The sequence below is a fragment of the Acetobacter pomorum genome (assembly GCF_002738225.1).
In the GTDB taxonomy this organism is placed as follows: domain Bacteria; phylum Pseudomonadota; class Alphaproteobacteria; order Acetobacterales; family Acetobacteraceae; genus Acetobacter; species Acetobacter pomorum.
The window spans coordinates 1-5,226 of the sequence record NZ_PEBQ01000082.1 but is presented as its reverse complement, the minus strand read 5'-3'; the positions used below and the strand labels follow the sequence as shown (position 1 = coordinate 5,226).

General features: G+C 43.4%; 2 protein-coding genes and 1 tRNA gene. 1 reads left to right on the top strand and 2 read right to left on the bottom strand.

What is annotated here, in order from left to right:
- On the bottom strand, positions 1-988 hold a 988-nt coding region (locus tag CSR02_RS05200; RefSeq protein WP_099540810.1), incomplete at its 3' end, for a hypothetical protein.
- A 172-nt stretch (positions 989-1,160) separates the two neighbouring features.
- Between CSR02_RS05200 and CSR02_RS05195 the strand changes: the two genes are divergently transcribed.
- Complete coding sequence (locus tag CSR02_RS05195; RefSeq protein WP_099540809.1) at positions 1,161-4,274, top strand: Hint domain-containing protein; 3,114 nt, start codon at positions 1,161-1,163, stop codon at positions 4,272-4,274.
- A gap of 881 nt (positions 4,275-5,155) precedes the next feature.
- Here CSR02_RS05195 and CSR02_RS05190 read toward each other — a convergent pair.
- Positions 5,156-5,225: transfer RNA gene (locus CSR02_RS05190), tRNA-Glu, on the bottom strand.
- Position 5,226 lies beyond the last annotated feature (1 nt).

The following is a 5,226-nucleotide window of genomic DNA, read 5'->3' as shown; positions in this document are numbered from 1 at the left end:
TCTTTTGTGCAAAACAGACTTTTTCATAATCTAACCCGATGTACAACCCTTCTGTGAGATTTCCGCGTTGAGATGGAGATAAACGAAATTGTCTTAATGCATATTCTGTTTTTTTGTTTATAGATTCAACTGTTAATATCACATATTTATCAATTTTATTTCCTATAATACTTGAAATTGATTCATTTTTTAAAAAATAAGTAATTCTTATTATTATATTATCTCCAAATTCATTATTTAATTTTAAAAATTTATCCATTTTTTGTTCTTTAGATAATTCAAGTGCAGAATTAAATTTTTTTCTATTTTCAGTTGACTTAAAGTCAATTGAATTATTTCTTATAATAATACCACATTTCTCGTAATTATCTAGATTAGTTTCTTTTTGAATTATTTTATTTTCTTTATCAAGAGAAAAAAGAATATAATTTTGGTTTTCTAAATAATCTACAAATAAATTATTTGTCTTTTTGATCAGCTCAAACCCAAAAGATAAATCCAAAGCTAATTTAATGCTGCTGACAATCGAAATCATTTTTAATTTTATTTTTTCTCTTTCTAAATTATTGAAACCTAATGGGCTTTGTATTGAAAATACAAATATTTTCCCTTTTCCGGTTTTAAATACGATATTACTTAGTCGTCTGACACCAAAGTTTTTTAGAAAATCTTGATAAAAAGGATTAAAATCTATTTCTTCATCAGTCAGGAAACTGTCGTCTGCATAATATAGATCAGAATTTTTGTTTTCATTAATAATATTTCTGAGTGGTGCCCTTCCTCTCCATTCGTTATAATATAAATTATCTGCGTTTTTATCATCATTGGAACCAAATCTATATTTTTCTAAGCTATCTTCTAATGGTATTATTGAAGCGCCACCACCACTAACACCTAAACAATATTCTGATATTTCTTTTAAAACAGTATTCCATTTTTCTGGGTTTTCAATGGTTTCATATATTTTGTTTATTATTTCGTTAACCATACTAATCTCCAACTATATATCTTGATAAACAAGACCTCTTGCTTTTTTACAAAATATTCGTCTTTAACGAATTAGAAACCCTACCATTTGGTATCTATTAATTAAAAAGTGAAGTGTTAATTTATTTGCGAGTTTGCTTTCATCTAACTTTATAGATTGAAGAGATCTGAATATGTCTGAAAATACGAATTCTTCACTCCCGAATACCGATATCAATGACACTCTTGCTGCTATCGCAGAAGCAGCTGAAGCCGCTGGCGGGAGTAATTCTCAGTACAGCGACGCAGGCCATAATTTTCATCAGCATGACAATAGCTGGCGCTGGGTTGGATCGCCCGAAGGTGGAGACTGGTCTGATCCAGCCAACTGGGCGTTGTATGACAGTCATAACAATGTTGTCGATAAGACTACCGGCTCTCCTGCCGTACCGCAGACTGAGCAGAATGCGGATGCCAATGTTGGGTATTATGGCAACACAAACCCTATGACAATTGTGGTCAACGCACCATACTACAATCAGCTTCGCAGTCTGAGTGTCTGGCAGAACAGCACGCTCAAAATTACCGCTGATTATCAAAGTGGCGATACCAATGGTTATGTTTTCGCCACCGCCGGTTTTGAAAATTATGGCACCATTCTTGTTGATACGTCCGCAAAGGTTGAACTGGGCGGCGTCAACATGCAGGGCGGCACGCTGACTATCAAAAATAACGATGGTAACGTTGTTTTTGATAATGATCAGGTGAACAATGGTGGTACCATCAACCTGATCAACGCCTCATTGGGTACTACTGCCAATCCCATTACAGTCAGCGGCGGTACGGTCAATCTTCAGCAGAACAGCTCTTTGGTGGCCAATCTGTGGGGTGAGGGTGCTACGATCAATGTGGACCCCACCACTGTTAATACCATCTATGTCAATAATAAAAACTTAAATAATGATGGGAATGTTCAGGGCGCGACCATCAACGGTGTTTCGGAAAACACGCATTTTGGCATTCTTGCTGGGTCTTCCGCACCTCTTGCTGCTGATTACACACATAATGAGGATGGATCGTACACGCTGGTTATCTCCTTGGATAATGGACACAGCATTACCTATCCTAAAGTGAATATGGCGGATGGCTACACGCCGCCTGCCCATGTGGATATTGTGGAAGATAAAACCACAGGCAATTGGCTGATTGAAGATAAATCAACGGTTCCTGCCTCTTCCTATACGGATGACAGCACATACAAAGCCCTCGCCAGTATTGCGACGGTTACCGATAATACCGGCGCGAATATTACGGCAAGTAGTGAAGGACACAACTATCATGAGCATGATGGTGCCTGGCGCTGGGTTGGACCAGCCTCTGGTGGAGACTGGTCTGATCCAGCCAACTGGGCGCTTTATGACAGTAGCAATCACCGTATTCCTACCGAGGACATCACGGGTTCTCCTGCCATCCCGCAGGCTGAACAGAATGCAGATGTGAATGTTGGGTATTATGGCAACACAAACCCTATGACGATTGTGGCCAACGCACCATACTACAATCAGCTTCGCAGTCTGAGTGTCTGGCAGGATAGCACGCTCAAAATCACGGCTAATTATCAGAGTGGCGATACCAATGGTTATGTTTTCGCCACTGCCGGTTTTGAAAATTACGGCACGATTATTGTGGATACGTCCGCCAAGGTTGAACTGGGCGGTGTCAATTCGCAGGCTGGCACACTGACTATCATGAACAATGATGGAAACGTGGTTTTTGATAATGGGCAGATCAATAACGGAAGCGGCACGATCAACCTGATCAACGCCACGTTAGGCACCATTGCCAATCCCATTAATGTAAATGGTGGTACGATCAATCTTCAGCAGGGCAGTACCATTCTTGCCAATCTGTGGGGTGAGGGGGCGACTATCAATGTAGACTCCAGTACCGTTAATACCATTTACATCAATGATAAAAACGCCAACAATGATGGCAACGTGCAGGGTGCGGTGATCAACAATGTGTCTGGCAACACGCATTTTGGTATTTTGGAAACATCTTCCCAGCCGGTTTCAGCAAATTATACCAAAAATGACGATGGTTCCTACACACTGAAAATCACACTGGAAGACGGTAGAAGTATTTCATATTCTCATGTGAACATGGCTCCAACTTATCAGCCGTCTAGCGATATACAGATTGTTCAAGACGGTACAACCGGATGGCTGATTGAAGATAAATCTCCGGCAGCCTGCTTCCTATCTGGCAGCATGATACTTACTGACAACGGTAATGTTGCGGTCGAAGATATTCAAGTTGGCGATAAAATTATTGCTTTTGACTGGAAAAAACAGACAAATGTTGCACGTTCAATTGTCTGGGTCGGGAAAACACAGACGACTGTTCGTGCGGGGGTACCCGATGATGAAGCAGGGTACCCTGTGCGTATCCTCAAGGATGCCATTGCAGATGGCGTACCTTACAAGGATATGCTGATTACTGCGGAACATTGCCTGTTTTTCAGAAATGGGTTTGTGCCTGTACGCATGCTGGTCAATGGTGTGTCCATTTTCTATGATAAATCCTTTACTTCATATGACTATTATCACGTGGAAACAGAGCAGCATTCTGTCATCACAGCAGACGGTATGCTAACCGAAAGCTACCTGGATACGGGCAATCGCGCCTCTTTCCGTCAGGAAGGTAAAGTCGTGGCGCTTCGTGGTGCTGTAAAAAACTGGGATGATGACGCTGGCGCACCTCTGAATGTGGATCGTTCTTTTGTGGAACCTTTGTTCAGAGCTCTGGAACGGCGCGAAAACAACGTAATAGGTTGCCAAACTGCTCCAAAGGCTATTGAGACAACCAGCGATCCTGATCTGTATCTGGTCACCGAAACAGGCGCTACTATACGCCCGATGCGCAAAACATTACATCACTACAGCTTTATGCTGCCACCAAATACAAACTCTGTGCGCATCATGTCTCATGCCAGCCGGCCGTGCGATGTTATCGGACCATTTGTGGATGATCGCCGTTATATGGGAGTAGCAGTCGGAGAAGTAAACTTGTTCTGCGCAAAACAGCAGTTCGAGATCACCTCTCATCTGCGTGCTAAAAAACCCGATGGCTGGCATGCTGATATGGGGTTGGCAGGCGCTGCTTGGACAGATGGCAATGCTCAACTGTCACTTGAGAATCATCTAACGCATGGGCAAATAGGAATTCTTTCTATAGCTATACTTGCTGCCGGGCCCTATCTGCTTAAGACGCAGCAAAACTTCAACGTAGAGAAGCAGTCTGCGTAACCACTTCTTTTGAAACACGTTTGATTAGGGCTTTCCCGATACAGGGAAAGCCCTAATTTTGTAGAAAATATATCTTGATATGATGTTACCGTGCATCTGGTGTAATCCTAGTGACACAAACCCTAGGTCACGTTGACAAAAGATTTGATCCAGAGCCTTGCGGCAGCGAGATTAAGGAAGTTCATGAAGGACAAGGCGGTCTTATTGTAGCGGGTTGCGATGCGGCCTTTGCGTGATGGAATGACCGCTAGGATCTCGTGGATCAGCAGATCCTGGCGGAAACTGTCGCTGCATATCCCCAATCGGCCAGCATGGTTCAGTGGTTCGGGGCAGATAGCTTCATGAGGGGGCAATTACCCATCAGAAGAGTGGTTTTTGAATGAGAATTTTCTCAGCGTAAGGATGAGGAGATTCTGATGAAGAGTGATCGCTTTACTGATGCTCAGATCATGGGTGTGATCCGCCAGGCTGAGGGCGGCGTTTCGATTCCTGAGCTGTACCGGGAGCAGGGTATCAGGCTTGTCTCGATCATCTAGGAACTGCGGACGATCCATCCGCTGTGATGATGCGTCAGATCATGTGAGAATGGCGTTGTCGATGCTACCGACCTAATGCTCAGGGGAACTTGATGCGCTGAAGCCTCGGCGATGGTCGTGTCTGTCATCACGGACAAAATGATCAGACGCTTCTCTCACGACACGCGGGTAAATCTGACCGATGGTTCCGTCACCATACGCAAGGCGTATCTCCGCGCGATCGTTGATCGTATAGAGGTCAATAACAGGGAAATCCGTATTTTTGGAAGGAAAGACAGGTTGATGAACCAACTCGTCTCAGACCGTCCGAAACTGAACCCGAAAGTTCTCAGTTTTGGACGGGAGTGGCGTCCCGTACGGGATTCGAACCCGTGTTGCCGCCGTGAAAGGGCGGTGTCCTAGGCCTCTAGACGAAC